This is a genomic window from Pseudomonas sp. S12(2018), assembly GCF_024355235.1.
GTDB lineage: Bacteria > Pseudomonadota > Gammaproteobacteria > Pseudomonadales > Pseudomonadaceae > Aquipseudomonas > Aquipseudomonas palmensis.
The window spans coordinates 514,815-538,505 of sequence record NZ_QLAD01000003.1 but is presented as its reverse complement, the minus strand read 5'-3'; the positions used below and the strand labels follow the sequence as shown (position 1 = coordinate 538,505).

The following is a 23,691-nucleotide window of genomic DNA, read 5'->3' as shown; positions in this document are numbered from 1 at the left end:
GGGATTCGGGGGCCGATTGTGGCAAGGGCATATGTCAGTGGTATTGAAAATCCTCGGGAGTTCCGGTCGCCAATCGGTCAGACAGACCCCCTAGGATGCAGCTTTGCCCACACCGAGATGCCCATGCGCAGACGCCGCCCGCAACAGGCCGGTTTTACCCTGATCGAAGTGCTGGTGGCGCTGGCCATCGTGGCCGTGGCGATGGCCGCTGCAGTGCGCGCGGCCGGGCTGATGACCCAGGGCAATGGCCTGCTGCGCGACAAGTCGCTGGCCCTGCTCTCGGCCCAGGCGCGCCTTGCCGAACTGCGCCTGGAAGGCCAGGCAACCCCGGGCCTGCGCCGCTTGGAGTGCGACCAGGGGCGCCTGCGCCTGCGCTGCGAGCAGCAGGTCGACAGCCGCCCCGGTGGGCTGCTGCAGGTGCGCCTGGAGGTGTTCGAGCGTGACCGTGAAGGCCCGCCGCTGGCGCGCCTGGAGAGCTGGCTGGGCCAGGCGCCTAGGGGCGAATGAGGCGCGGCAGCGCGGGGCCTTCGGGCAGTCGGGCGATGCCGATGCGGCTGCGCTCCCCGGCGCGCTCGATCACCAGCGCATCGGCTTCTATGGCCACCAGTTGCACCCCCTGCGCCAGTTGCTCGCCCACCCGCACGGCCTGTGGCGCGCCGCCGTTGAGCGAGACGATGGCCACCGCACCGGCACTGCCGGCCAGCAGCCCGCTGAGGCTGATGTCGACCTGCGCCGGCAGGTTGGCGAACCACTGCCCGGCGGCGGCCGGGGGTGCCGATAGGGTCTGCTCCATGGCAGCCGGCACCGGTTGGGGGGTGGGCGTCCAGAGCAACGTGCCCCAGGTCGCGAGCCCGGCCAGCGCCGCGAGCAGCGCCGCGCCCTGGACCAGTTGCGGGGCAGCCACGGGTTTGAATGCTAGTGCCATGGGGAACGGTCTCCGTGTGGTTCCTGGCCCGAGCATACGCGCCGATTCTCACGCTTTTGTTTCACACGACGATCATCTTCGCCGTGCACGCTGTCACCAGCCAAGGAGGCATCGCCCCATGCAACGCAGCCATCCACAACAGGGGTTTACCCTGATCGAACTGATGGTGGTGCTGGTGATCGTCGGCATCGCCAGCGCCGCCATCAGCCTGAACATCCGCCCCGACCCGGCCAGGGCGCTGCGCGAAGACGCCGAGCGCCTGGCGCAGTTGCTGCTGGTGGCCCAGAGCGAGGTGCAGGCCGATGGCCGCGCCCTGCTCTGGCAGGCCGACCGCGACGGCTACCGTTTTGTGCGGGCCGGCGCGGCGCTGGACAGCGACCCGCTGCTGCGCCCGCGCCCCTGGCAGGCCGCGCCGGTGACGGTGCAGCGCACCCCGCAGCGGGCCGTGCGCATCGACCCGGAATGGATCGGCGAGCCGCTGACCCTGCGCCTGGTCAGCGGCCAGCAGCAGATCGAAGTGCGCCGCGATGCCGCCGGCCGTGTCGAGGTGCACCAGCCATGAGGCGCCACCCGCAAGGCGGGTTCACCCTGATCGAGGTGATGGTGGCGATCCTGTTGATGGCCATCGTCAGCCTGGTGGCCTGGCGCGGGCTGGACAGCGTCAGCCGCGCCGACCGCCACGTCAAGGACAGCACCGAACAGGCCCGCGCCCTGCTGCGGGTGTTCAACCAGCTGGAGCGGGACCTGGCCTTGCGTGCCAGCAGCGAACTGGTCGAGCCGGTGCTGGCGGGCATGGACCCGCCCAGCGAAAAACCGCTGCCTGCGGTGCGGGTGCAGGCCAGCGACGGGCGCCCGGCGCGCCTGGAGCTGATTCGCAGCAGCGCCGCCGACGACGGCCTGATGCGCGTGCGCTGGTGGTTGCAGGGTGGCACGCTGTACCGCGCCGCGGCGCCGGCACGCGACCGCTTCCCGCTACCGGCACCTGCCGGCCGGGTGGCGGTACTGGAGGATGTGGCTGAATTCAACCTGCGGGTGTGGGAGCCGGGCAAGGGCTGGCGGCACCTGACCGGCGAGGCCCGGGACAATCCGCCGGGGCTCGAGATCGAACTGCTGCGCCAGAGCGCGCAGGGCCCGCAGCGTTACCGCCAGGTACTGGGGCCGCTCAACTGAGCAGCACCACGCCACCGGGCAGTTCGGTGCAGCGTGCGCCGTAGGCGTCGCGGATCAGCTGCGCCACCCCTGGCAGCTGCGCCAGGCTGAAGCGCGCCTGCACCTTGCGTCGCCCCAGGCTGGGGTTGAGCAGCACCAGCATGCCGGGGCGGTAGCGGTTGATTTCGTCGATCACCTGGCTCAGCGGCGCGTCATGGAACACCAGCCGCTGCTCGCGCCAGGCCATTACCTGTTCGGCATCGAACGGCTGCGCGCTGCCGGCGCTGCGGGCGTCGTAACGCAGCTGCTGGCCGGCGGGCACGGGCAAGCTGCGGCCCTGCCAGAGAATCTGCACCTGGCCCTGCAGGCAGGTGACGCACACGGCCGAATCGGTGTGGCGCACATTGAAGCGCCCGGCCTGGGCCGACACCCAGGCCTGCCCGGCCTGCACCTGCACCGGGGCCTGGGCCAGCACCTCGACCTCGCCTTCGAGCAGGGCGATCGCTTCGCCGCTGCGGTTGATGCGGGTCTGGGTGTTGAGCTCCAGCGCGATACCCTGGGTCAGGTCGATGCGCCGCTGCTCGCCAACGCCGGTGTGAAAGTCTGCCGCTGGCGTGCCGAGCCCGTCCACCAGGTTGCTGCGCAGCAGCACGAAGGCTGCCGAGGCCGCCAGCGCGCCACCCAGGAACGCGCGGCGCCCCAGGGTGCGCAGGGGCACCACGCGCTCGGCCTGGCGCGCCGCCGGCTCCAGCTGCTGCCACAGCTGGCGGGCCTGCTCGAAGGCCTGGGCGTGCGCCGGGCTCTGTGCGCACCACTGGCGCAGGGCGCGTGCGTCGGCGACGGTGGCGCGCCCGGAGGTAAGCAGCAGCAACCAGTCCTGGGCCTGGCTGTGCAGGCTGGGTTCAGCCGAAGTCTGGGGTGTCATGGTCTGAGGGGCCTGCATCAAAATGGCGCTGTGTATTGTTCAAGACGGTTTTCCCGCACCGGGACCGAACCGCTGGAACACTTTTCTTTCCAGCCGCGTGGCGCAGTAACCCAGTGCGGCCTTGAGCTCCTTCTCGACCATGCGCGTGGAGATGCCGAAGCGCTGGGCGATTTCCAGGTGCGAGGCTTCCTCCAGGCGCGCGGCGATGAAGATGCGCCGGCGCCGTGCCGGCAGTTCGTAGAGTGCGCCGAGCAGGCACTGGATTTCCTGCTGGCCGCCGACAATGCGCGCCGGGTCCTGGTCTTCGGCCACCTGCAGCAGGTCTTCGACCTCGGCGCCGGTGAGCAGCCGGGCGTCGGCCTGGCGCCGGTCGGCGGCGATGTTCAGGGCCATGCGGTACAGGTAGGCGTTGGGCTTGTGCAGCGCGTGGGTGGCCTGCATGCGGTCGACCCGCAGGTAGGTTTCCTGGAGCACGTCGCAGGCCAGGTCGTCCGAACCCAGGCGGCGTTTGAGGCGCACCTTGAACTCGTCGTAAGAGGTCAGGAACAACGTGACCAGAGGTGTATTCATACTGCCTAGCCTCCATGCGATTAAGGGCAGTCCATGCGTGTATCGGGCAACAGCAGCAGCGTCACCGGTTGCGCCAGCGCCGAGGGCGGTGGCCGCTCCAGGCGCAGGGCGCGCAGGCTTTCGACCAGCGCGCTGTCACGCCGGTGATCGCCGGTGGAGGCCAGCAGGCGGCTCTGGGCCAGCACCCCGCGGGCGTCGATCCATACCTGCACTGCGGCCCGGTAATGGCCTGGGCGTGCCAGCGCGCTGGCACACAGCGCCTGTTCCACGGCGCGTTGCAGCGTGCGCGCATAATTGCCGGCCGCGCCGGCCCCGCCTGTGGCACGCGGGTTCGGCGCGGCTGCCGGCAGTGCCACGCGCTGCACGGTGAAGGCCTCGGCGCCGCTGTAGCGGGCCATCAGCCCGGTGCCTTCGAGCAGCCTGCGCAGGCCGTCGCGGGCGCTGAACGCGCCGTTCAGCGGCATCGAGCGCTGGCGTGCGGTCAGCTCCCGGTCCACCAGCACCGCCATGCCGCTCTGCTGGCCGAAGGCGTGCAGCGCCTCGTCCAGTGGCTGGGCCGGTATGTCGAAACGGATCGGGCCTGCGCCGTGCACCGGCATCGCCAGCACGGCCAACAGCAGCACGGCGATTCTGGCAAGGCAGTGGCGCAAACCGGTGTCTCCCCCGAAAGTCGCCATCGTGGGGCCTGTGTATGAATCTGATGTGACAGCGGTAGGCAAAAAACCTTAACGATGTGGGAATTCGCCTGGGGCTAGACTGGGGGAAACCGCTTCAGGGAGGGCATGGACATGGGCTGTCGAATCGCGGGGTTGTGGCTGGTTGCCGGTCTGCTGAGTGGCCTGTCGAGTGGCGTGGTGCAGGCGGGACAGGACGAGGGTTGCATCGACGTGCAGGTGGGCCAGGCGCGGGCGCTGGCGTACGACTGCCTGACGCGCCAGTTGCAGAACGGCAACGGGCAGCGCGCGGCGCAGGCCAACCGCAAGGCGATGGAGGTGGATGTGAGCCGGCGCGCGCCGAACCAGCTGGGGTTGTTCAACCAGTCGGCCACGGGGCAGCGCATGGGCAATGCGTTCGGGGTGTCGGTGCGGCCGCAGCGGCCGGGGCCGTGAATTCGACTGCGGGGGGTTGTCAGTGCCGCCCTCTTCGCTGGCAAGCCAGCTCCCACAGGTGGTGACTCAAGGACCGCGTAAAGATCTGCAAGATCGTGGTGAGCCCATCGCGGGTCAAGCCCGCTCCCACAGGTACCGTGGGGACCCGGGGCCTGTGCAAAACCTGTGGGAGCGGGCTTGACCCGCGATGGGCCGCGCAGCGGCCCCTACCGCCCCCGCGGCAAGCAGATGCGAAACTGCGCCCCCCCCAACGCCGACTGCCCCACCGTCAGGGTGCCACCCTGCCCCTCGATCACCCGACGGCTGATCGCCAACCCCAGGCCAAACCCGCCCGTGGCACGGTCCCGACTGCGATCCAGGCGGTAGAACGGCTGGAAGATGCGCTCGCGCTCCTCCTGCGGAATGCCAATGCCGTCATCCTCGACGGTCAGCACGCACGCGCCCTTGGCATCCACGCTCAGGCGCAGCAGGATGCGCTGCCCGCAATAACGCATGGCGTTGCGGATAAGGTTCTGCACCGCCCGCGCCGTCAACCGCGGGTCCAGCACAAAGCGCGGCAGATCCGGCTCGGCACGCACCTCCAGGCTCACCCCGCGCCCATCCAGCTCTTCGGCATAGCTACCCAGGATGCTGTCGACGAACTCGGGCAGCGCCACCTCCACCCGCTCGCCACCCTGGCCATTCTGCAAGCGGTTGTACGACAGCAGCTCAAGCACCAGCGCATCCAGCTCGCGCACGTGCCCCACCAATTCCAGCAGGCGCTTGCGACTGGCCGGGGGCATTTCGTCGTACAGCAGCACCAGGCCGAAATCCAGGCGGGTCAGCGGCGTGCGCAGCTCATGCGACACCGCATTGAGCAACTCGCGCTGCTGGGTCAGCAGGCATTCGATATCCGCCGCCATGGTATCGAACACCTTGGCCAGCGCGCCGATGTTCGAGCGTGGCGAGATCAGCGTACGCTCCGCCAGGTTGCCTTCGCCCAGGCGCTGCGCCGTGGCCTTGAGCCGCTGCAGGTCACGCCAGTGCGGGCGCACCCAGAACAGCAGGCAGCCCAGCAGCGCCGCACCGATCAGCACAGTGATGCCCCACGACAGCAGGTAGATGTCCGCCGGGTCCGGCGGGTTGCGCAGCACCACCATCCACTCGCTGTCCAGCGGCGCCAGGGCGGTTTCGTAATAGCCCCACTCCCCCAGGCGCACCACGTACTGGCCGGCCTGCAGGTGCGCCTGCTCCTCGGCGTTCAGGTCCAGTTCGGCGCGCCGGCGCAGCTCGATGCTGAGGGGGGCGAAATCGGTGTTCAGCGCCTCGGCCACCTGGGGCCAGCTGTCGCGGTGCTTGAGGTGGAACTGGTTGACGATCAGGCGCTGCACGCCCCGCGCCTGGTCCTGGTTGTAGGCGATGTAGCGGTCATGGAACACATGCAGGATCAGTTCGGGGATCAGGAAGATCGACCCGGCATACGCGACGATGGTCACCAGATACAGGCGTACCAGAATTTTCAGCATGGCCGTGGCCGCTCCTCAGAATTCCCACTCGACTCGGCTGAACAGGTAGCCCTTGCCCCACACCGTCTTGATCTTGCGCGCCTCGCCGGCGCTGTCGTCGAACTTGCGCCGCAGCTTGGATATGGCCACGTCCACCGAGCGGTCGGTGCCGTTGAACTCGATGCCGCGCAACTGCTGCAGGATGCAGTCGCGGCTGAGCACGCTGCCGGCATTGCGCGCCAGCACCACCAGCAGGTTGAACTCGCCGCTGGACAACTCCACCGTCTGGTCGCGCCACAGCACGGTGCGTTCGGCCAGGTCGATGCGCAGCCCGCCGATCACGATCAGGTCGCTCTCGAGATGCGGCTCGTTGATGCTGCTGCGCCGCAGCAGGGTCCGCACCCGCGCCAGCAGCACGCGCGGCTCGCACGGCTTGCTGACGTAGTCGTCGGCGCCCATCTCCAGGCCCAGCACCTGGTCGTGGCTGTCGTCGCGGGCGGTGAGCATGAGGATCGGCAGCAGCAGCGATTCGGCGCGCAGCTGCCGGCACACCTGCAGGCCGTCCAGGCCCGGCAGCATCAGGTCCAGGATCACCAGGTCGGGTTTGCTGCGCCGCGCCTCTTCCAGCACGTGGTCCCCCCGCGCAATCACGCTGACGCTGAAACCATTGCGTTGCAGGTAGCTGGCGATCAGTTCGCTCAGGGCGCAGTCGTCTTCGACCAGAAGGATAGTGGGCATGGGTAGTTTGAAAGGCCGGGAAAGTCAGGCAGGATATAGCGCTTATTCGCAGGTCGCGAAATTCTTCACACTTTTTCACACTCGCCCTACATAGCTTAACAACTGCCTGTAGCGCGGCTGCCTTAGCATTGCCGGGTCATTTATGGAAGATCCGCATGCCCAGTTCAAGCCCCGTCCGTCTGCGTACCCTGGCGCCCCTGTTGCTGCTGAGCCTGGCCCTGGCCGGCTGCGACAGCAAGCCGCCCGCCGAAGAACAAGCCCCCAAGCCCGCCGTCAGCGTCGAAACCGTGCACGAGCAACCCCTGGCCATCAGCACCGAGCTGTCGGGGCGCATCCTGGCGCCACGCATTGCCGAGGTGCGCGCGCGGGTGGCCGGGGTGGTGCTCAAGCGGGTGTACCGTGAGGGCAGCGACGTGAAACAGGGCGACGTGCTGTTTCGCATCGACCCGGCACCGTTCAAGGCCGACTACGACAGCGCCCGCGCCAACCTGGCCAAGGCCGAGGCCACGCGCTTTCAGGCACGCCTGCAGGACCAGCGCTACGCCGAGCTGATTTCGATCGACGCGATCAGCCGCCAGGAGCATGACAACGCCCGCGCCGCCGCCATGCAGGCTGACGCCGAAGTGGCAGCGGCCAAGGCCGCGCTCGAGCGTGCGCGCCTGAACCTGGGCTATGCCACCGTGACCGCGCCGATTTCCGGGCGCGTGGGCCGTGCCCTGGTGACCGAGGGCGCGCTGGTGGGGCAGAACGAATCGACCCCGCTGGCGATCATTCAGCAGCTCGACCCGATCCATGCCGACCTGACCCAGTCGACCCGCGAGATCAACGCCCTGCGCCGTGCCCTGCGTGCCGGCGAGCTCAAGCAGGTGGGCCAGGACCAGGCCCGCGCCACGCTGATCCAGGATGACGGCACCCCTTATCCGCTGGCGGGCAAGCTGCTGTTCTCCGACATCAGCGTGGACCCGAGCACCGGCCAGATCACCCTGCGCAGCGAGTTCCCCAACCCCGACCTGGACCTGCTGCCCGGCAGCTTCATCCGCGTGCGCCTGGAACAGGCGGTGCAGCCCAAGGGCATCAGCGTGCCGCAGCAGGCCATCCTGCGTGACAGCGCGGGCCTGCCGCGGGTGCTGCTGGTGGACGCTGAGCAGCGCGTGAGCGAGCGCGCCGTGGTGCTGGGCAGCGTGCAGCAGGACCGCTGGATCGTCACCGAGGGCCTGGCCCCGGGCGATCGCATCGTCACCGAAGGCCTGCAGCACGTGAAGGTGGGTGACCAGGTGAGCGTGACCCCCGCCACCGACACGGCTGCCCCCATCGCCCAGACCACCGCCCAGTGAGGCCCTGATCCATGCCGCAGTTCTTTATTGACCGCCCGGTGTTCGCCTGGGTGGTCGCGCTGTTCATCCTGCTCGGCGGTGCGCTGGCCATCCCGCAGTTGCCGGTGGCCCAGTACCCCAACGTGGCGCCGCCACAGATCGAGGTGTACGCGGTATACCCCGGTGCCTCGGCGCAGACCATGGACGAGAGCGTGGTCAGCCTGATCGAGCAGGAGCTCAACGGCGCCGATCACCTGCTGTACTTCCAGTCCACCAGCAGCCTGGGCAGCGCCACGGTAACGGCGACCTTCCAGCCGGGCACCAACCCGGAACTGGCCCAGGTCGATGTGCAGAACCGCCTGAAGATCGTCGAGTCGCGCCTGCCGCGGGCGGTGACCCAGCAGGGCCTGCAGGTGGAGAAGATCTCCACCGGGTTCCTGATGCTGGTGACCCTGACCGCCGACGATGACCGCCTCGACGAAACCGCGCTGAGCGACTTTCTGGCGCGCAACGTGATGAACGAGGTGCGCCGGGTACCGGGCGTGGGCAAGGCGCAGCTGTATGGCTCGGAACGCGCCATGCGTATCTGGCTCGACCCGCAGAAGCTGATCGGCTTCAACCTCACCCCCGAGGACGTGAACCTTGCGATTGCCGCGCAGAACGCCCAGGTGGCCCCTGGCAGCATCGGCGACCTGCCCGGCAGCCCGACCCAGGAAATCACTGCCAACGTGCTGATCAAGGGCCAGCTGTCGACGCCCCAGGAGTTCGCCGACATCGTGCTGCGCGCCAATGCGGATGGCTCGCGGGTCACCGTGGGTGATGTGGCGCGGGTCGAGATCGGCGCCCAGGAGTACCAGTACGGCACGCGCCTGAACGGCAAGCCGTCCACCGCCTTCAGCGTGCAGCTGGCGCCCGGTGCCAACGCCATGCAGACCGCAACCCTGGTCAAGGCCAAGATGGACGAGCTGTCGCGCTACTTCCCGCCCGGGGCGGTGTACGACATCCCGTATGACACCTCGCCGTTCGTCAAGGTGTCCATCGAACAGGTGATCAACACCCTGATCGAGGCCATGGTGCTTGTGTTCCTGGTGATGTTCCTGTTCCTGCAGAACATCCGCTACACGCTGATCCCGACCCTGGTGGTGCCGGTGGCACTGATGGGCACCTTCGCGGTGATGCTGACGCTGGGCTTCTCGATCAACGTGCTGACCCTGTTCGGCATGGTGCTGGCCATCGGCATTCTGGTGGACGACGCCATCGTGGTGGTGGAGAACGTCGAGCGGATCATGGCCGAGGAAGGCCTGCCGCCCAAGCAAGCCACGCGCAAGGCCATGCAGCAGATCAGCGGCGCCATCGTCGGCATCACCGTGGTGCTGGTGGCGGTGTTCGTGCCGATGGCGTTCATGCAGGGCTCGGTGGGGGTGATCTACCAGCAGTTCTCGGCGTCGATGGCGGTATCGATCCTGTTCTCGGCGTTCCTTGCCCTGAGCCTGACCCCGGCGTTGTGCGCCACCCTGCTCAAGCCGATCGCCAAGGGCGAACACCACGTCAAGCGCGGTTTCTTCGGCTGGTTCAACCGCAAGTTCGAAGGCATGAGCAACGGCTACCAGCGCTGGGTGATGCACGCGATCCAGCGCAGCGGCCGCTACCTGGTGGTGTATGGCCTGCTGCTGGTGGCGCTGGGCTGGACCTTCAGCCAGCTGCCCTCCTCGTTCCTGCCCACCGAAGACCAGGGCTACACCATCACCGACGTGCAGCTGCCGCCCGGCGCCAGCCGCAACCGTACCGTGCAGGTGGCCGAGCAGATCGAGGCGCACAGCGCAGGCGAACCTGGCGTGGGCAACACCACGGTGATCCTGGGCTTCAGTTTCTCGGGCAGCGGGCAGAACGCGGCGCTGGTGTTCACCACGCTCAAGGACTGGTCCGAGCGCACCGCCAAGGACAGCGCCGAGGCCATCGCCGAGCGCGCCAACATCGCCTTCAGCCAGTTCAAGAACGCGGTGGCCTATGCGGTGCTGCCGCCCTCGGTGGATGGCCTGGGCACCTCGACCGGTTTCGAGTTCCGCCTGCAGGACCGTGCCGGCGTGGGCCATGCCGGGCTGATGGCGGCGCGTGACCAGTTGCTGGCCGAGGCCGCGAAAAGCCCGGTGCTGGCCAACGTGCGCGAGAGCGCCCTGGCCGAAAGCCCGCAGGTGCAGTTGCTGATCGACCGCAAGCAGGCCAACGCGCTGGGCGTGTCGTTCGACGACATCGGCACGGTGCTCAACACGGCCATCGGCTCGACCTACGTCAACGACTTCCCCAACCAGGGCCGCATGCAGCGGGTGGTGGTGCAGGCCGAGGGCGACCAGCGCAGCCAGGTCGAGGACCTGCTCAAGATCCACGTGCGCAACACCAGCGGCAAGATGGTGCCGTTGTCGGCCTTCGCCCAGGCGCAGTGGGTATCGGGGCCGGTGCAACTGACCCGCTACAACGGCTACCCGGCCATTGCCGTGTCGGGCGAGCCGGCACCGGGCTACAGCTCGGGCGCGGCGATGGCCGAGGTGCAGCGCCTGGTCGATGCGCTGCCGCTGGGCTTTGGCCTGGAATGGACCGGGCTGTCGCTGCAGGAGCAGTTGTCCGGGGCGCAGGCACCGATGCTGATGGCGCTGTCGCTGCTGGTGGTGTTCCTGTGCCTGGCGGCGCTGTACGAAAGCTGGTCGATCCCTACCTCGGTGCTGCTGGTGGTGCCGCTGGGCGTGCTCGGTGCGGTGCTGGCGGTGACCCTGCGCGACATGCCCAACGATGTGTTCTTCAAGGTCGGCCTGATCACCCTGATCGGCCTGTCGGCGAAGAACGCGATCCTGATCATCGAGTTCGCCAAGAGCCTGGTGGACGAAGGGCATGACCTGGTCGAGGCCACCGTGCAGGCCGCGCGCCTGCGCCTGCGGCCCATCGTGATGACCTCGCTGGCGTTCATCCTGGGCGTGGTGCCGCTGGCGATTGCCACCGGCGCCAGCTCGGCGAGTCAGCAGGCCATCGGCACCGGGGTGATCGGCGGCATGCTCAGCGCCACGCTGGCGATCGTGTTCGTGCCGGTGTTCTTCGTGGTGGTGATGCGCGTGACCGGCTGGCGCCGGCGTGACGCCCAGGCCGACACTGCGGTGGTCGAACAAAGCTGATGGACAGCCGCGCGGCGGTCATGGGATGGTGCTAGCCCGCTTATGGACTGGAACCTTGCAATGACCGCCGCCGTACTTCCCCCCTGCTCCATTCTTTTGCTGGCCGGCGGCCGTGGCCAGCGCATGGGCGGGCAGGACAAGGGCCTGCTGTCCTGGCAGGGCCGCCCGCTGATCGCGCACGTGCACGCCGTGGTGCGTGACCTGAGCGATGACCTGATCCTTTCCTGCAATCGCAACCAGCACGCCTATCGGGCGTTTGCCGACCAGTTGGTGGGCGATGCCGAGCCTGGGTTTCCCGGGCCGCTGGCCGGGGTGCTGGCCGGGCTTGCGGTGGCGCGGCATGCCTGGCTGGTGGTGCTGGCGTGTGATGCACCGCTGATCGAGCGCGGGTTGCTCGAGCAGCTGCTGAGCGTGGCGGTCACCGGGGACTGCGCGGCGATGGTGCGCCAGGGCCAGCAGTGGCAGCCGATGTTCTGCGTGATCCCGGTGCGCCAGCAGGCGAGCTTGCAGGCGGCATGGCAGGCCGGTGAGCGCAGCCTGTTGCGGGCGTTGCTGGAGCATCCGTTGCAGGCGGTGGAGTGTGCAGAGGAGGACCGGCGCCTGAGCAACTTCAATACGCCGCAGTGGTTGGGGCAATAAGGCTTTTGTGTCGTCTGTGAGGGCCTCTTCGCGGGCCAAGCCCGCTCCTACAGAGGCTTGCGCTACCCCTGTGGGAGCGGGCTTGACCCGCGATGGGCGGCACCGCCCCCCTCGAACACCACACACCGATTGCGCCCCGCCGCCTTGGCCGCATACAGCGCCTGATCGGCCGCCGCCACCAGCGTCAGGGGCGTTTCGCCCTGCCCCGCCATGCCTGCCACGCCGATACTCACCGACACCCGCCCGAACGGGCTGCCAGCATGCACGATGTTCAGCTCGGCCAACCGCGCCAGCACCGTCTCGGCCACCACTACCGCGCCCGCCACCTCGGTATTGGGCAGCACCATCGCCAGCTCTTCCCCGCCATAACGCGCCACCACATCCGTCGGGCGGCGCACGCACTCGCGCAACAAGGCGCTCACCGCCTTGAGGCATTCATCACCGCCAATGTGCCCGTAGGCGTCATTGAAGCGTTTGAAATGATCGATATCGATCAGCAGCAACGCCAGCGGCTGGGCCTCGCGCTGGGCACGCCGCACTTCGCTGGCCAGCACCTCGTCGAAACGCCGGCGGTTGGCCAGCCCGGTGAGCGTGTCGTGGGTGGCCAGCACCGCCAGCTGCCGGTTGGTGGCCAGCAGTTCTTCGCGCGCCACCAGCAATTGCGCATCCATCTCGGCGCGATGGCGCATGTCACGGATCAGCAGCCGGCCAATCACCGCGATCACCCCCTGCAACGCCAGTACCAGCCCCACCGTCAGCCACGCTTCCATGCGCCAGGCGTCCTGGGCCTCGCGCTTGCCGATGGCCACGGTGGTCACCAGTGGCAGGTGCTCGTTCTTGCGAAACGCATACAGGCGCTCCACCCCATCCAGGCTCGAGGCAAACGAAGCCGTGCCCACCGAGTTTTCCACCAGGTAGCGGGTGTAGATCGGCGACCGGGAAAAGTCGCGGCCCATGTCCTGCTCGCGAAACGGGTAGCGCACCAGGATGCGCCCACTGGTGTAGGTGAGCGCGATCGCACCGTCCTTGCCCACGTCGATCTTGCCGAACAGGCGCAGAAAGTTCTCCACCCCCAGGGTCACCGCGATCACCCCGGCGAACTGCCCCCCGGGCTGCTCGAAACGCCGGCTGACGGTGATCACCCAGTCCTGGGTGGAGCGGCTGCGGATCGGCGGGCCGATGAACACCTCGCGGGACGGGTTGTCGCGATGGTGGATGAAGAACTCGCGGTCGGCGCTGTTCGCACCGTCCGGAATCGGGCCGTTGGTCGACATCAGCCATTCGCCCGTCGGGCCATAGATGGTCAGCCCATGCAGTTGCGTCAGCAGTTCGTTCTGCTCCTCCACCAGCCCGGCCAGGCGCGCCAGTTGCTGCGGCCCGCCGCCATCGACTTCGAGCCGCTCGCTCAGGCCCAGCAGCATCATCGAACTCTGGCGGATGATGCCCTCGGCATAGGTGTCCAGTGCCTGGGTCAGGTTGAGGCTGTGTACCTGAACCTCGTTCAGCGCGCGCTGACGTGCAGCCCATATCTTCCAGGCCGTCAGCGATGCCAGCGATACGCAGATCACCAGCAACAGCAGCACGGCCAGGCGCACGTCACGCTTGTGCGGCAGCGGCACCGGCAGTAAGGGGGTCGACATCATGAAACGCTCCTGCGATGCCACAACTGAAGGCATCCTGCCATCAGCTGTACTCCGGAATGCCCTGTACCGCAAGGGGCAGAGCATCAGGCGCGCAATCAAGCGGTGGGGGTCACGACGGGCTGCTGCAGAATCCGGCAGGCAGAAGTTGCAGGGCGGTGAAGCTGAAATTGGATCGCAAGGCCGCCCGCTCCAGTGAGCAGCCTTGCGCATGCATGCAGGCAGGCCTCGCGGTGCGCCGCTGGCGCGGTTGCCCTTCAGTAGCGGAACTTGCCGCCATGAATGTCCTGCAGCACCTGATCGGTCACCCGCACGTAGGTTTCGGTGCCCGGCAGCCAGGCATACACCGGGTCTTCGCCGGTCTGGCTGGGGTCGAAGGCTTCGCTTCTGAGCTTGGTCTTCTGGTACTTGAAGGTGCCGGTGGTTTCCATGCAGGTCTTGACGCGCAAGAACATCGGCACCGCGTAGTGAGGCATCTGGCTCTTGACGAAGCGCAGCAGGTCGCAGAAATCCAGCTGCTCCAGCGGCGCCGACGGGGTGATGGCGGCCATCCCGGCGCGACCGTTGGTGTTCTTGATTTCCACCCCGTAGGCCACGGCTTCGGCAATGTGGGGGTGCTGCACCATGATGTTCTCGACTTCGGTGGTGGAGACGTTCTCGCCCTTCCAGCGGAAGGTGTCCCCCAGGCGGTCGACGAACTGGGCATGGCCAAAGCCGATATCGCGAATCAGGTCGCCGCTGTTGAAGTAGCGGTCGCCCTTTTCGAACACGTCGTAGAGCACCACCTTCTTGCTCTTCTCCGGGTCGGTGTAGCCATCGAACGGGGCGTCGTCGTCGATCTTGGCCAGCAACAGGCCCTGACCGCCCTTGCCGACCTTCTGCATGAATCCGTCGGCGTTGCGCCGTGGTTCGCCGGTGTCGTGTTCGTACTCCACCAGCGACCAGGCGTTGATGGCAAAGCCGATGGTGTTCTCGAAATTGAGGATGTTGGTAAAGCCGATGTTGCCGTCACTGGCGGCGTAGAACTCGCAGACCCGCTCGATGTTGAAGCGTTTCTTGAAGTCGAGCCACACGCCCGGGCGCAAGCCGTTGCCGATCATCTTCACCACCGGGTTGTCGCCATCGTTGCCGGCCGCAGGCTGATCGATCAGGTAGCGGCACAGTTCACCGACGTAGCAGATGGTGGTGGCCTTGAATTTGCGCGTGTCTTCCCAGAACTGGCTGGCGCTGAACTTGCGGCGGATGGCGAAGCCCGAGGCACCGGCCAATGCCGAACCCCAGCTCACGCACAGGCCGGTGCCGTGATACAGCGGCAAGGTGCAATAGACGATGTCATCGGGGCGCATGTCCAGGGCGATCATGCCGAAGCTGCCGTAGACCTTCATCCAGCGCCCATGCTTGAACACCCCGGCCTTGGGCAGGCCGGTGGTACCGGAGGTGTAGATGTAGAAGCAGGCGTCGTCGAGGTAGACCTGCTGGGTAGTCGCCGGATTGGCCGTAGCGTGCCCCTGACTGGCAAGGGTCAGGTTGACGTAGCCCTCGGGGGCGGTGCCGGCATCGCGCGTGGTGTCGGTGTCGGCCAGGAAAAAGCTGCGCTGCCTGTCGATGGCCACCTCGTCGCGCACCGCCTCGAACGATGGCACCAGCTCCTGGCCGACGATGATCGCTGACGGGTTGACCAGGCCCAGGCTGTGGATCAGCACGTTGTTGGTCTGCGAGGTGTTGAGCATGGCGCAGATGCCGCCGATCTTGCTCACGGCCAGTACGCTGACCAGCAATTCGGGGCGGTTCTCGATGAAGATGCCTACCACATCGCCTTTTTTCAGGCCACGGGCCAGCAGGTAGTGGGCGAAACGGTTGGCCCACTGGTTGACCTGTTCGTAACTGAAGCGCGTGTCCTTGTAGAGCAGCGCCGGCCCTTGAGGGTTGCGCGCAACCGCCTGTTCGAAGGCCCAGCCCAGGCCACAGGGCTGATCGGCCTTGAGTTTGGAAACCTTGAGGCCCCTGACGAGCCGAGGAATGGCCCGAGTGATCGAGGGAATTTTGCGCAGCATCATGCCCCAGGTAATCATGTCGCTATTACTACTCATGGCACCTCCTGGTGGATTGACCGTGGCCGCCAGGCGGTTCGACAAACGCCATGACCAGCCAATCGTTTTTATTGTTGTGCACGCCATGTGAAAAAGTCCTCGCGCAGCGGGGTGCGCGAGGACGCCTGGTACCGATCAATCAGAACTCGTCGGCGACCGACTCGAGGATCTTGCCCATCAGGTAGACCGTGGTGCGGGCCACTTGCTTGACCGCCTCTTTTTCTTCGTCGGTCACGACCCAGCGGTCGATGGCGGCGTTGACCTGCTCGGAGTGCTTCTCGTCGATGATCGCGTGGGCGACGAAGAAGGTCAGTTGCTGGTCGGTCAGCTTGAGATGGTTCTTGCACACGTCCATCAGGGGTTCGAGGTGCTCATAGCAGTCCTCGGCCCAGAAGCTGTAGCCCAGGCGCGGAATGATGCCGCGGCATACGGAAACGAAGTCCAGGTAGCCGTAGAACGCCTCGGTGGCCGGCAGCATCGGTTTCTCGAACTCCGACGGGTCCACGCCAATGGCGATCAGGTCGTTGTACGCCATGTTTTCGTGGCCCAGCTCTTCCAGCGCATGCTTCATCGCGAAACGCAGCAGGCCGACCTTCTTGTGGTCCTGGTTCCAGCACGCCACCGCCTGGTTGATCGCGTTGTTCTTGGTGTAGTGGTACACCTGGACAATCGACTTGATGTACAGCTCACGCTGCAGTTCGGGACGCTTCATCATCTGGAAGAAACGGCCGGCCTTGATCTTTTCCCATTCGGCGTCACAGATGGCTTTGAGCTCTTTGCGAAACGCGGTCACTTCAGTCATTTCACTCTCTTCCTTGGCGTGTTGATAAATCGTTCATGACACGTGTTATACGGTCAGGCGAATACGGCGTTACAGGCGCAGCACGGACTTGATGATGTAGATGAACTTGGAAAAGAAGCCCAGGCCTTCGATAGTGTCCCAGTGTTCCATCAGCACACCATTTTCAACACGGTAGATATCGATCACCTTGTAGTTCACCGTGAAGAACCTGTGCTTGGCCCAGTGCTTGGCATACAGGAAGACATAATCGCCTTCGGCGCAGACCCGCTCGATACTGGTACCCGACTCGGGGAACGTCTTGAAGAACTGCGTGAAGTAGGTCTTGAAGCCTTCGCGGCGCGGGGGAATGAACACGTTGTTGTGCTGCACGTAGTCCTCGGCAATCAAGGTATCGGCAACCGCGAGTTCACGCTGACCAAACATGCGCTCGTAAAACTCGATGACCACTTCTTTGTTCCTGGCTTCCATCTTGGATCAACCTCAATGTTGTCGTTATTGTGTGATGCTTATCCCGCCAGTGACTGCCTCGCGTGACGGGCGGCCAAGGTATGACGAATCAGGTCATCGACGTCCTTCAGGTCTGCCGGGCAGCTGGGCAGGCCGAAGAAGGGCGTCACCGACGGCATCAGATCGCCTTTGTACAGGGCGTAGTAGTGATCGCCACGGGCCTTGATCTGGAAGAAGATGCCGTCCTGATCGAACACGAAGCTGTCGAACTTCGGCGCCAGCCGTGGCTTCACATAGGTGATGAACGTCTTGTAGCCGCCTTGCAGGGCCACCAGCGAGGCACCGGTCATGGCCAGCCCGTTGACCACGTTCTTGACCGGGGCATGCTTGTCGACGATCAGGCGCGAAAGTTCGACGCACTCGTGCTCGTAGTTGGGCCCGGAGAACTGCACCAGTTGTTCATGGCTGATGAACTCACCCGACTCGTGAGGGAACGGCGTAATACGCTGAGTGCCGATGATTTCACCATCATGATAAAAGGCAAACACATAGGAACGCGGGTCGTATTCATCCAGGCACACGGTGTTGTCGACCGAGTTGCCAAACAGCGTCTTGTAATAGATCTTGCGCTGCCCATACAACCGGCTACGGGCACGAGAAAGTTCGATGAATTGCGCAGGCGTTACCACCTGCCTGACCTTTACCTTGTCAGACTGGCACAACTCCTGGAGGACTGAATCATAGAAACTGTAGATGGCCGAACCGGCGGAATCATCCTTGACCAACTGCATACTTGCCGAAGGCAAGTCAGCCTTGTTACTGGCGAGTGACGGCATGAGAAATCCCTTCTTATTGTGATCTGTAGTATTCAACTCAGCCCAGCGCACGACTTAAGTTTCCACAGGACAATACATAGCTTCGCCTCCTTGCGTAGATAGCCATAGGTTGTTGATTTACGGGCTGCGCACAGCCAGACACTCACCCGCTAGTGGCGGGCGTGCCGTTGAACCAGAGCGAGGTGCAGTCAGTTCGGTGGTAGCGAGGCCAAGGCTCGGCGGATCTGCTCGGCGCGCTCGCCCAGCACCTGTGGCGTGGCGATCGGGAGGTCCGCATGACCCAGGTTGAAACCGTCACCGACAAAGCGGGCCAGCACATGCAGGTGCGCGTGACCTACGGTCTGCCCGGCCACTGCGCCATCGCACAGCAGCAGGTTGATACCTTCACAGGGCTGTTCTTCGAGGCTCAGGCCGCTTTCACGCAGGGCGGCCGCCATCCGTTGACCCACACGCATCATGTGGCCACAGGTTTGAGGAGGGATATCACCCAGGCCGCTTGCGTGGGCCTTGGGAATGACCAGGACATGGCCAGGAGTGATCGGCTGAATCGAGAGAAAGGCCAGGCACTGCTCGTCTTCGTAGACAACGGCAGCCGGTGCTTCTTTCTTGGCGATTGCACAGAAAATGCAGTTCACGGATAGCTCCCTCTATTGTTGTAGGTGCAACCCCGGTGGAGGCATGAAGATCCGGGATGCTACAGGCTGCATTCCATTGCAGAGTTGACCGCGCAGCTTGTAGGAGAAATTACCCCTGGCCTTCCTCAGCTGTACACGGGAGTTTTGAAATTTTTTGTATCTGAATCCCGTAAATTTCCTAATGGGTTGATTTGAATGGGTTTTCCCAAGGTAACTTTTTGTATCCGGGCTGCATGGGTGCGTCACCGGCCAGGGCCCTGAGGGCCGAGGACGGTGACGCCATCACCCACCCGCTGTGCGTGGGGTCGCCCGGCCTGAGCTACACGAACGCATCGGCATGAAAATGCGCGGGCTCCAGCCCCCGCTGCTCGACGAAATCGCGTCGCGCCGAGTCGACCACGATCGGCGCACCGCAGGCATAGACCTCGAAGTCCTTGAGGCTATGGAAGTCCTGCAGCACCTGGCGGTGCACGAAGCCGGTGGCGCCCTGCCAGTCGCAGGCCGGGCCCGGCTCGGACAGCACCGGGGTGTAGCGCAGCCACGGCAACTGCGCCTCCCAGGCCAGCAGCTGTTCATGCCGGTAGAGGTCCTCACGGCGCCGCCCGCCCCAGTACAGGTACACCGGGCGGCGGTTGTCGCCGCGCTCGCGCAGTTGCTCGAGCAGCGCCTGCACCGGGGCAAAGCCGGTGCCGCTGGCCAGCAACACCATCGGCCGTTGGCTGTCGCGCAGGTAGAACGAACCGAACGGCCCCTCCATGCGCAGGATCGCCCTGGGCTGCAACGCATTGAACACATGCCCGCTGAACACCCCGCCCGGCATGTGCCGGATGTGCAGCTCAAGCTGGTTGTCGCGCGCCGCTGCGGTGGCCATCGAGTAGCTGCGCCGGCTGCCGTCCTTGAGCAGCACCTGCACGTACTGCCCCGGCAGGTAGGCGAATGCGGCGCCCGGCGCGAGCATCAGGCGCAGCACCGCCACGTCGTGGCTGACCTTGTCGAGGCTGGCCACGCGCACGCCCATCTGCTGGATGCCGATGCCGCGCAGCTCGGTGACTTCCGGCGCGTCGATGACCAGGTCGGAACGTGCCCTGGCGCAGCAGAACAGCGCCAGGCCCTGGGCCCGCTCGGCTTCGCTGAGCACTGCCAGCGGGCTGTCGGCGTGGTCCACCTCGCCGCTGAGCACCTGGCCCTTGCAACTACCACAGGTGCCGGTGCGGCAGCTGTGCTTGAGCATCAGGCCATCGGCCAGGGCAGCGTCGAGCACGCTCTGCCCGGCGTTGACCGGGCAGCTCAGGCCGACCGGCTGGATCTGCAGGGTGAAGCTCATGTGCGTACCCTCCGTCACTGCGCGCGTCCGGCGGCGGCCAGCAGGTCCAGCGCCACGTCGACGATCATGTCCTCCTGGCCGCCGACCATGCGCCGCTTGCCCAGCTCGACCAGGATGTCGACGGTTTTCAGGCCATAGCGCGCCGCGGCGATTTCGGCGTGGCGCAGGAAGCTGGAGTAGACCCCGGCATAGCCCAGCGCCAGCGATTCGCGGTCGACCCGCACAGGGCGGTCCTGCAACGGGCGCACGATGTCGTCGGCTGCATCCATCAGTGTGTAGAGGTCGGTGCCGTGGTTCCAGCCCAGGCGCTCGGCGGCGGCGATGAACACTTCCAGGGGCGCGTTGCCGGCGCCCGCGCCCATGCCGGCCAGGCTCGCATCGATGCGATCGCACCCCTCCTCCACCGCGGTGATCGAGTTGGCGACCCCGAGGCTGAGGTTGTGGTGGGCATGCATGCCGGTTTCGGTCTCCGGCTTGAGCACGGCCTTGAACGCGCGAAAGCGATCACGCACGTCCTGCATGTTCATCGCACCGCCGGAGTCGGCCATGTACACGCAGGTGGCGCCGTAGCTTTCCATCAGCTTGGCCTGGGCGGCCAGCTGCTCGGCCGGGATCATGTGGCTCATCATCAGAAAGCCCACGGTGTCCATGCCCAGCGCGCGCGCATATTCGATGTGCTGGCGGGCCACGTCGGCCTCGGTGCAGTGGGTGGCCACGCGCACCACGCGGGCGCCGGCGTCATATGCGGCCTTGAGGTCGTGCACCGTGCCGATGCCGGGCAGCAGCAGGGTGGTGATCCTGGCGTGACTGATCACGTCGGCCACGGCCTCGATCCACTCCAGGTCGGTGTGGGCGGCAAACCCGTAGTTGAAGCTGGAGCCCTGCAGGCCATCGCCGTGGGCCACTTCGATGGAATCGACCCTGGCCTTGTCCAGCGCACGGGCGATGTCCTGCACGTTCTGCAGCGAGTACTGGTGGCGCACCGCGTGGCTGCCGTCGCGCAGGGTCACGTCGCTGATGTAGAGCTTCTTGGCGGGATTGAACGTCATGCGGGCATCCTCAGTTGTGCGCCATGGCCTGGGCCATGCGCTCGGCGGTCGCCATCGCGGCGGACGTCATGATGTCGAGATTGCCGGCGTAGGCCGGCAGGTAGTGGGCGGCGCCTTCGACTTCGAGAAACACCGAGGTCTTGAGCCCGCTGAAGCGGCCCAGGCCCGGGATCAGCAGCGGCGCCTGGGGCTCGATCACCTCGAACTGCACCTGCTGCTTGAGCCGGTAGCCGGGCACGTAGGCCTGCACCGCCTGGGCCATCTCGTGGATGGAGGCCTGCACGCGGGCCTGCTCGCAGGCTTCGGAGAGCACGAACACGGTATCGCGCATGATCAGCGGCGGCTCGGCCGGGTTCATCACGATGATCGCCTTGCCCCTGGCTGCACCGCCGATGGCTTCGATGGCCTTGGAAGTGGTTTCGGTGAACTCGTCGATGTTGGCGCGGGTGCCGGGGCCGGCGGACTTGCTGGCAATCGAGGCGACGATTTCGGCGTAGTGCACCTTGGCCACCCGCGACACCGCGGCCACCATCGGGATGGTCGCCTGGCCGCCGCAGGTGACCATGTTGACGTTCAACTGCGCCAGGTTCTGCTCCAGGTTCACCACCGGCACGCAGTACGGGCCGATGGCTGCCGGGGTCAGGTCGATCAGGCGGATGCCGGGCTTGCGTGCGCGCAGGTAGGCGTCGTTGCGTACATGGGCGCCGGCCGAGGTGGCATCGAACACGAAGTCGATATCGGCGAACTCGGGCATGCGCGCCAGGCCCTCGACCCCTTCGTGGGTGGTGGCCACGCCCAGGCGGCGGGCGCGTTCCAGCCCGTCGGAGGCCGGGTCGATGCCGACCATCACGGCCATTTTCAGGTGCTTGCCGTGGCGCAGCAGCTTGATCATCAGGTCGGTGCCGATATTGCCGGAGCCGATTATGGCGACATTGAATTTTGCAGGGTTCATACGGCTTCTCCGTAGACTTCGGCGAGGAGGATGACGCTCGGGTCGAGGCTGTCGGCGTACAGGCGCTGCACGGCCTCGGCGCGCAGGCTCAAGGCGGTGCGCTGGTTGATGTAGCCCTTGTCGGTGATCTCGCCGTCGTTGAGGCTGGGCGGCGAATCGAGGATCACCAGGCGCACGGCATGCTGGGACGAGGCCGGGTATTCCCGGGCCAATGCCTGCAGGCCCGCGCACAGCGCCAGGCGCACCTCGGGCTGCAGCGCCAGCTGTGCACCGCTCATGTGCTGGCCCTCGGCGCCGAGCAGGTCGCGCAGGGCCTGGGACGGGTAGACCAGCGCGCCGATCATGTCGCGGTCATGCCCGCCGATCACGCAGTCGCTGGCATACGGCGCCAGCGCGCTGACCAGGCGTGGGCGCAGCGTGCCCACCGACACCCAGGTGCCGCTGCTGAGCTTGAAGTCCTCGGTCACGCGGCCGTCGAACTGCACGCCCAGCTCGGGGCGCGCCGGGTCGACCAGGCGCCCGGCGTCGCCGATGCGGTAGAAGCCCTCTTCATCGAACGCCGCCAGGGTGCTGGCCGGGTCGCCCAGGTAGCGCGGGAACACCGAGGGGCCGCGCACGCGCATCTCCAGCTTGTCGCCGGCCGGCACGAACTTGAGCTCGGTGCCCGGTACCGGCAGGCCGATGATGCCGGCCTTGTCGGCGGCAAAATGCACGCTGGTGACCACCGGCGAGGTTTCGGTGGAGCCCCATTCGGTGGCGAAGAACAGCGGCGTGTCGCGCACCTTCCCGGCACACGCCACCAGCCGGCTCCAGCTGCTTTGCGGCAGGGCGGCAGCGGCATAGAACAGCATGCGCAGGCGCCCGAACAGGGCCTGGGCCAGCGCCGGGTCGCGCTCCAGGTGCGGCAGCAGCATCTCGTAGCCGCGCGGCACGTTGAAGAACAGCGTGGGCCTGACCGAGCGGATGTTCTCCAGCGTGCGGTCGATCTGCCCCGGCACCGGCAGGCCGTCGTCGATGTACAGGGTGCCGCCGTTGCGCAGCACCAGGTTGAAGTTGTGGTTGGCGCCGAACACGTGGCTCCAGGGCAGCCAGTCGAGCACGATCAGTTCGCCCTGCTCCAGAAAGCGCCAGCACTGGGCGATCGCCTGCTGGTTGGCGCAGAGCATGCCGTGGGTGTTGACCACGGCCTTGGGCGCACCGGTGGAGCCGGAAGTCATCAGGTAGCGCGCCGGGGTGTCGCCATCCAGGCGCGCGAAGGCGGCCATCACCGCCGGGGTCTCGGCCTTGTACAGGTGCGGCAGGGCCAGCGCACCGGGGATTTCCTGGGCGTTGCGCGCCGCCACCACCGGGCAGTCCGGGTCGACCAGGGCGATGGCGCGGCCATAGGCATCGCCGTCGTTGACGAAGATCAGCCCCGGCTTGAGCACCTCGACAATCGCCTTGAGCTTGGCGCAGCCGCTGCCGGTATTGCGCGAGTAGGCCACCGAGATGGTCGACACCGGGACGCCCACGTGCATCGCCGCCAGGGTCAGCAGCGCCTGGTCCAGGTCGTTCTCCGAGAGCATCAGCAGCGGCCGGCCGGCTGCGATGTCCAGTTCCAGCAGGCCCTGGGCCAGGGCGCCGACGCGCTGGCGCACCTGCTCGTAGGTCAGGCTGAACCAGCCCGCGCCGCGCCGTTCGGCCAGGTAGGCACGCTGCGGCGCCTGCACGGCCCAGTGTTCCAGCCACTGGCCGATGCAGCGCGCATAGGGTTGCAGCGGCTCGGGCGAGCTGAGCACGAAGCTGCCGTCGGCACGCGGTTCGTACAGCACCTGGGCGGGGGCCAGCTGGGTGGGGTCGTTGAAGAAGTCGTACATTGCACGCCCTCGTGAGCGCGGCAGGCCGTCGGCCCGCTGCTCACTGG

At 66.4% G+C, this 23,691-nt stretch carries 23 protein-coding genes; 7 read left to right on the top strand and 16 right to left on the bottom strand.

What is annotated here, in order from left to right; translation table 11 throughout:
- Positions 1–123 precede the first annotated feature (123 nt).
- Positions 124–507 (top strand): type II secretion system minor pseudopilin GspI, encoded by a 384-nt coding sequence (gene gspI / locus DN388_RS09640; RefSeq protein WP_043860346.1) that lies wholly within the window; start codon positions 124–126, stop codon positions 505–507.
- On the opposite strand, the gene DN388_RS09635 is transcribed toward gspI, so the two are convergent.
- The gene (locus tag DN388_RS09635; RefSeq protein WP_043860347.1) at positions 494–925 is read right to left on the bottom strand and encodes a type II secretion system protein N; all 432 of its coding nucleotides are present in this window, start codon (positions 923–925) and stop codon (positions 494–496) included. The genes gspI and DN388_RS09635 overlap by 14 nt on opposite strands.
- 118 nt (positions 926–1,043) lie before the next feature.
- Here DN388_RS09635 and gspH point away from each other — a divergent pair, with 118 nt between their 5' ends.
- Together gspH and DN388_RS09625 are read left to right on the top strand one after the other, a co-directional pair.
- A complete protein-coding gene (gene gspH / locus DN388_RS09630) occupies positions 1,044–1,487 on the top strand; it encodes a type II secretion system minor pseudopilin GspH (RefSeq protein ID WP_054916092.1) in 444 nt (147 codons plus the stop codon).
- Positions 1,484–2,095 carry a type II secretion system protein J gene (locus DN388_RS09625; RefSeq protein ID WP_043860349.1) on the top strand — a complete coding sequence of 204 codons (612 nt, stop codon included), beginning with the start codon at positions 1,484–1,486 and terminating at the stop codon, positions 2,093–2,095. The genes gspH and DN388_RS09625 overlap by 4 nt, the downstream gene beginning before the upstream one ends.
- Here DN388_RS09625 and DN388_RS09620 read toward each other — a convergent pair.
- From DN388_RS09620 to DN388_RS09610, 3 genes are read right to left on the bottom strand one after another with little or no spacing between them, the layout of a single operon-like run.
- Positions 2,088–2,999, bottom strand: a complete 912-nt coding sequence (locus DN388_RS09620) for a DUF4880 domain-containing protein (protein ID WP_196932333.1) — start codon at positions 2,997–2,999, stop codon at positions 2,088–2,090. The two genes, DN388_RS09625 and DN388_RS09620, sit on opposite strands and share 8 nt — an antisense overlap.
- A 39-nt stretch (positions 3,000–3,038) precedes the next feature.
- Positions 3,039–3,569, bottom strand: a complete 531-nt coding sequence (locus DN388_RS09615) for a sigma-70 family RNA polymerase sigma factor (protein WP_043860351.1) — start codon at positions 3,567–3,569, stop codon at positions 3,039–3,041.
- Positions 3,570–3,589: 20 nt separating this feature from the next.
- A complete protein-coding gene (locus DN388_RS09610) occupies positions 3,590–4,219 on the bottom strand; it encodes an STN domain-containing protein (RefSeq protein WP_235384135.1) in 630 nt (209 codons plus the stop codon).
- Positions 4,220–4,357: 138 nt separating this feature from the next.
- On the opposite strand from DN388_RS09610, the gene DN388_RS09605 reads away from it, so the two are divergent.
- Positions 4,358–4,678 carry a hypothetical protein gene (locus DN388_RS09605; RefSeq protein ID WP_054916095.1) on the top strand — a complete coding sequence of 107 codons (321 nt, stop codon included), beginning with the start codon at positions 4,358–4,360 and terminating at the stop codon, positions 4,676–4,678.
- A gap of 206 nt (positions 4,679–4,884) precedes the next feature.
- Here DN388_RS09605 and DN388_RS09600 read toward each other — a convergent pair whose 3' ends face one another.
- Both DN388_RS09600 and DN388_RS09595 read right to left on the bottom strand, forming a co-directional pair.
- The gene (locus tag DN388_RS09600) at positions 4,885–6,183 is read right to left on the bottom strand and encodes an ATP-binding protein (protein WP_254999195.1); all 1,299 of its coding nucleotides are present in this window, start codon (positions 6,181–6,183) and stop codon (positions 4,885–4,887) included.
- A gap of 15 nt (positions 6,184–6,198) precedes the next feature.
- Positions 6,199–6,900 carry a response regulator transcription factor gene (locus DN388_RS09595; protein WP_043859689.1) on the bottom strand — a complete coding sequence of 234 codons (702 nt, stop codon included), beginning with the start codon at positions 6,898–6,900 and terminating at the stop codon, positions 6,199–6,201.
- Positions 6,901–7,055: 155 nt separating this feature from the next.
- Here DN388_RS09595 and DN388_RS09590 point away from each other — a divergent pair, with 155 nt between their 5' ends.
- From DN388_RS09590 to mobA, 3 genes are read left to right on the top strand one after another with little or no spacing between them, the layout of a single operon-like run.
- Positions 7,056–8,234, top strand: coding sequence for an efflux RND transporter periplasmic adaptor subunit (locus DN388_RS09590; protein ID WP_054916098.1), 1,179 nt, complete (start codon positions 7,056–7,058; stop codon positions 8,232–8,234).
- Positions 8,235–8,245: 11 nt separating this feature from the next.
- Positions 8,246–11,374, top strand: coding sequence for an efflux RND transporter permease subunit (locus DN388_RS09585; protein ID WP_123752453.1), 3,129 nt, complete (start codon positions 8,246–8,248; stop codon positions 11,372–11,374).
- Between the two features lie 60 nt (positions 11,375–11,434).
- On the top strand, positions 11,435–12,013 hold the full coding sequence (gene mobA / locus DN388_RS09580; protein WP_043859686.1) for a molybdenum cofactor guanylyltransferase MobA: 579 nt from the start codon (positions 11,435–11,437) through the stop codon (positions 12,011–12,013).
- A gap of 62 nt (positions 12,014–12,075) precedes the next feature.
- On the opposite strand, the gene DN388_RS09575 is transcribed toward mobA, so the two are convergent.
- From DN388_RS09575 to DN388_RS09530, 10 genes are all read right to left on the bottom strand, one after another.
- Complete coding sequence (locus tag DN388_RS09575; protein WP_254999161.1) at positions 12,076–13,653, bottom strand: diguanylate cyclase; 1,578 nt, start codon at positions 13,651–13,653, stop codon at positions 12,076–12,078.
- Between the two features lie 257 nt (positions 13,654–13,910).
- Positions 13,911–15,743, bottom strand: a complete 1,833-nt coding sequence (locus tag DN388_RS09570) for a long-chain-acyl-CoA synthetase (protein WP_254999159.1) — start codon at positions 15,741–15,743, stop codon at positions 13,911–13,913.
- Between the two features lie 139 nt (positions 15,744–15,882).
- Entirely contained in the window at positions 15,883–16,545 is a 663-nt protein-coding gene (locus DN388_RS09565; protein WP_043859798.1) for an iron-containing redox enzyme family protein, read from the bottom strand.
- Positions 16,546–16,614: 69 nt separating this feature from the next.
- On the bottom strand, positions 16,615–17,013 hold the full coding sequence (locus DN388_RS09560; protein ID WP_043859797.1) for an ester cyclase: 399 nt from the start codon (positions 17,011–17,013) through the stop codon (positions 16,615–16,617).
- Positions 17,014–17,051: 38 nt separating this feature from the next.
- Entirely contained in the window at positions 17,052–17,828 is a 777-nt protein-coding gene (locus DN388_RS09555) for a hypothetical protein (protein WP_231390606.1), read from the bottom strand.
- A gap of 188 nt (positions 17,829–18,016) precedes the next feature.
- Positions 18,017–18,463, bottom strand: a complete 447-nt coding sequence (locus DN388_RS09550) for an HIT family protein (protein ID WP_043859795.1) — start codon at positions 18,461–18,463, stop codon at positions 18,017–18,019.
- Between the two features lie 319 nt (positions 18,464–18,782).
- Positions 18,783–19,787, bottom strand: coding sequence for a CDP-6-deoxy-delta-3,4-glucoseen reductase (locus tag DN388_RS09545; protein WP_196932328.1), 1,005 nt, complete (start codon positions 19,785–19,787; stop codon positions 18,783–18,785).
- 14 nt (positions 19,788–19,801) lie between these two features.
- Positions 19,802–20,836 (bottom strand): 4-hydroxy-2-oxovalerate aldolase, encoded by a 1,035-nt coding sequence (gene dmpG / locus DN388_RS09540; protein WP_043859793.1) that lies wholly within the window; start codon positions 20,834–20,836, stop codon positions 19,802–19,804.
- Positions 20,837–20,846: 10 nt separating this feature from the next.
- Positions 20,847–21,788, bottom strand: coding sequence for an acetaldehyde dehydrogenase (acetylating) (locus tag DN388_RS09535; protein ID WP_043859792.1), 942 nt, complete (start codon positions 21,786–21,788; stop codon positions 20,847–20,849).
- Positions 21,785–23,644, bottom strand: coding sequence for a feruloyl-CoA synthase (locus DN388_RS09530; RefSeq protein WP_254999119.1), 1,860 nt, complete (start codon positions 23,642–23,644; stop codon positions 21,785–21,787). Before DN388_RS09530 ends, DN388_RS09535 begins: the two co-directional genes overlap by 4 nt.
- Positions 23,645–23,691: the final 47 nt, after the last annotated feature.